The 3,273-nt window shown below is 36.3% G+C and carries 3 protein-coding genes; all 3 read left to right on the top strand.

Annotated features, from left to right (window positions below):
* Window positions 1-197 (top strand): hypothetical protein (locus tag Q0410_RS06715; protein WP_299034660.1); only part of this gene is annotated, 197 nt, incomplete at its 5' end.
* Between the two features lie 397 nt (window positions 198-594).
* Entirely contained in the window at window positions 595-2,160 is a 1,566-nt protein-coding gene (locus tag Q0410_RS06710) for a polysaccharide biosynthesis protein (RefSeq protein ID WP_367178724.1), read from the top strand.
* Window positions 2,160-3,273, top strand: a 1,114-nt coding sequence (locus tag Q0410_RS06705) for a DegT/DnrJ/EryC1/StrS aminotransferase family protein (RefSeq protein WP_299034657.1), incomplete at its 3' end; no start/stop codon positions are given. The genes Q0410_RS06710 and Q0410_RS06705, both read left to right, overlap by 1 nt.

Raw genomic sequence — 3,273 nt, 5'->3', positions numbered from 1 at the left:
CTTCAATTGTTATGGTATTAATTACAAGATTTATAAATAGATATTTTTCAGATATTACTGGACCGATAATAAGCCTACTCTTAGCAGTGTTTTTTGCTGGTGTTAGTTATTTAATAGTAATAGTAAAGGTAGAAATACCTGTGATTGACAATCTCAAACACGACTTATATAAAAAGATGAAAGGAGTTAAAGAATGAGCATTTTTAATGAAACAAACAGGAAGAAAATAACCTTATTATTTTTTGACATATTAATACTTAATCTCGCTTATTTTTTAGCCCTATATTTTAGGTTTGACCTTAATTTTTCAGAAATACCACAAGAATATCTATTAGCATTCAAAAAATATACTCTAATTAATACTATCATCAGCATTTTTATATATTCAAGATTCAAAATGTACAAGATGATATTAGAGTATGCATCATACACAGAACTTATCAATATTACATGGGCAAGTATTTTATCTTTTATAAGTCATATTACACTTATGACTTCGTTAGTTGAGAAAATGCCTTTTTCATATTATTTATTTGGATTTATGATACAATATGTACTGACAGTTTCTTCTAGATTTGCTAAAAGGATGCTAATATATATGTCCTACAAGCAAAAAAAGATAACGAAAAATACAAAAAGGCAATAATTATAGGAGCTGGCTCTGCTGGTCAAACGCTTAAAAGAGATATAAACAACTCAAACAAAAATGAGCAAACAAATGTCCTAGTAACAGGCTTTATAGATGATGACAGAAGTAAGACAAACCAGTATATTGATGGGACAAAAGTTCTAGGTGGTAGAGATAATATAAAAGATGTAGTCAGCAAAGAAGGTATAGACCTTATCCTTGTGGCTATACCATCTGCACCAGAAGAAGATAAAAGACAAATTCTCAGGATATGCAACGACACAGGATGTGAGGTCAAGGTCCTACCTGGTATATACCAAATGGTGTCGGGAAAGATTACCATGTCCACAATGAAAGATGTCCAGATAGAAGACCTCTTAGGTAGGGAACCTGTCAAAATATTCTCCAATGAAACCTTTGATTACCTCAATGACCAAGTGGTCTTGGTCACAGGAGGTGGAGGATCTATTGGATCAGAACTTTGCAGGCAAATTGCCCAATATGGTCCCAAGCTTCTTATCATATTTGATATTTATGAAAATAACGCATATGAAATCGAACAAGAGCTTAAGAGAAACCATAAGGACCTAAATTTTATAACCCTTATAGGTTCTGTGAGAGATTATATGAGAGTAGAGAAAGTTTTTGAAGAGTACAAGCCAGATATAGTTTTCCATGCAGCGGCACATAAGCACGTACCTCTAATGGAGGTAAGCCCGATAGAGGCTATCAAGAACAATGTCAGAGGAACATACAATGTAGCACTTCTTTCACTAATCCATAATACCAAGAGATTTGTCCTTATATCAACAGACAAGGCGGTCAACCCTACATCAGTCATGGGAGCGACAAAGAGAGTCTGCGAAAAGATAATCCAAGGACTTAATGATGCGAAAATAAGTGGAAACTACAAAAACTTAGCAAAAATCAATGTCCAAGATGGAGATAGGAATATTATTATTGAGCCCGCAGAAAAATTAGCAGGCAAAGACCACAGGACAGAGTTTGTAGCAGTGAGGTTCGGCAACGTATTAGGGTCGAATGGATCAGTTATCCCGTTATTCAAAAAGCAAATAGCTGCAGGAGGACCTGTCACAGTGACCCATCCTGATATTATTAGATATTTTATGACAATCAAGGAAGCTGTGAAGCTAGTCCTCCAAGCAGGATCTATGGCAGAGGGCGGCGAAATATTCGTCCTAGACATGGGGGATCCTGTCAAAATTGATGACTTAGCCAGACAACTTATTAGACTATCAGGCTACCAACCGGACATAGATATGCCAATAGTCTACACTGGCCTTAGACCAGGGGAGAAGCTCTTCGAAGAAAGACTCATGGATGAAGAAGCCCTAGTAGATACAAAGATAGAAGGCATATCAGTGGGAAGGCCACTAGAGTTTTCTAGAGAGGACTTTTTTGGCACATTAGATAAAATCATAAATCAAGAACACATAGATGAGCTTGACATAATAAGCACGATAAATGAATTGATAAGCACTTTTATAGGCAAGAAAGAGAGCAAGAACTGATGTTTGATAAAACAAAAAAATTAAAGAAATTAGAAAACAAAGTATGGCTCTCATCACCTACAATGCATGGTGACGAGCTAAAATACATGACAGAAGCCTTTGAGACAAATTGGATGAGCACAGTAGGTGAAAACATCAACAAGGTAGAAGAGGAAGTAGCAAAGATTGCTGGCTGTGACTATGCTGTTGGCCTTGCTAGTGGTACATCTACTCTTCATTTAGCTATCAAACTTGCTGGTGTAAAAAGAGGCGAGAGGGTATTTTGCTCTTCTATGACTTTTTCGGCAAGTGCAAATCCTATTTGCTATGAAGGGGCTATACCTGTATTTATCGATTCAGAATACGAAACATGGAATATGGATCCAAAAGCACTAGAAAAAGCTTTTGAAATATATCCTGATACAAAATATGTTATGCTTGTCCACCTATACGGTACTCCAGCAAAAATAGATGAAATAGTCGAAATTTGCAAGAAAAATAATGCTATCTTGATAGAAGATGCTGCAGAATCATTCGGAGCAACCTATAAGGGCAAACAAACAGGTACCTTTGGATCTTATAATGCTATATCCTTTAATGGCAACAAAATTATAACAGGATCTGCTGGAGGTATGCTACTTACAAACTCAAAAGAAGCAGCAGACAAGGCTAGAAAATGGTCAACCCAGTCTAGGGAAAATGCACCATGGTACCAACACGAAGAAGTCGGATATAATTACAGAATGAGCAATGTCATAGCTGGTGTAGTAAGAGGCCAACTTCCATATCTTTATGACCACATTAATCAAAAGAAAGAAATCTACAATAGGTATAAAGAAGGGTTAAAGAACCTTCCTATAAAGATGAATCCTTTTGTTGAAGACACAATGGAGCCAAACTACTGGCTATCATGCATGATAATAGATGAAGAAGCAATGTCAAAAGAGGTCAGAGGCGACATAGACTATCTATATAGACCAGAAAAGGGAAAATCTTCACCACATGAGATATTAGATGTCTTAGCAAGCATCAATGCAGAAGGTAGACCAATTTGGAAGCCGATGCATAAGCAACCTATTTTTAGAAACCATGATTTTATAAATAGATACGGCCTAGCGAACGCTATGACTAACG

Source organism: uncultured Anaerococcus sp. (genome assembly GCF_937934665.1).
Classification (GTDB): domain Bacteria; phylum Bacillota; class Clostridia; order Tissierellales; family Peptoniphilaceae; genus Anaerococcus.
This window is presented reverse-complemented; position numbering and strand designations above follow the sequence as displayed.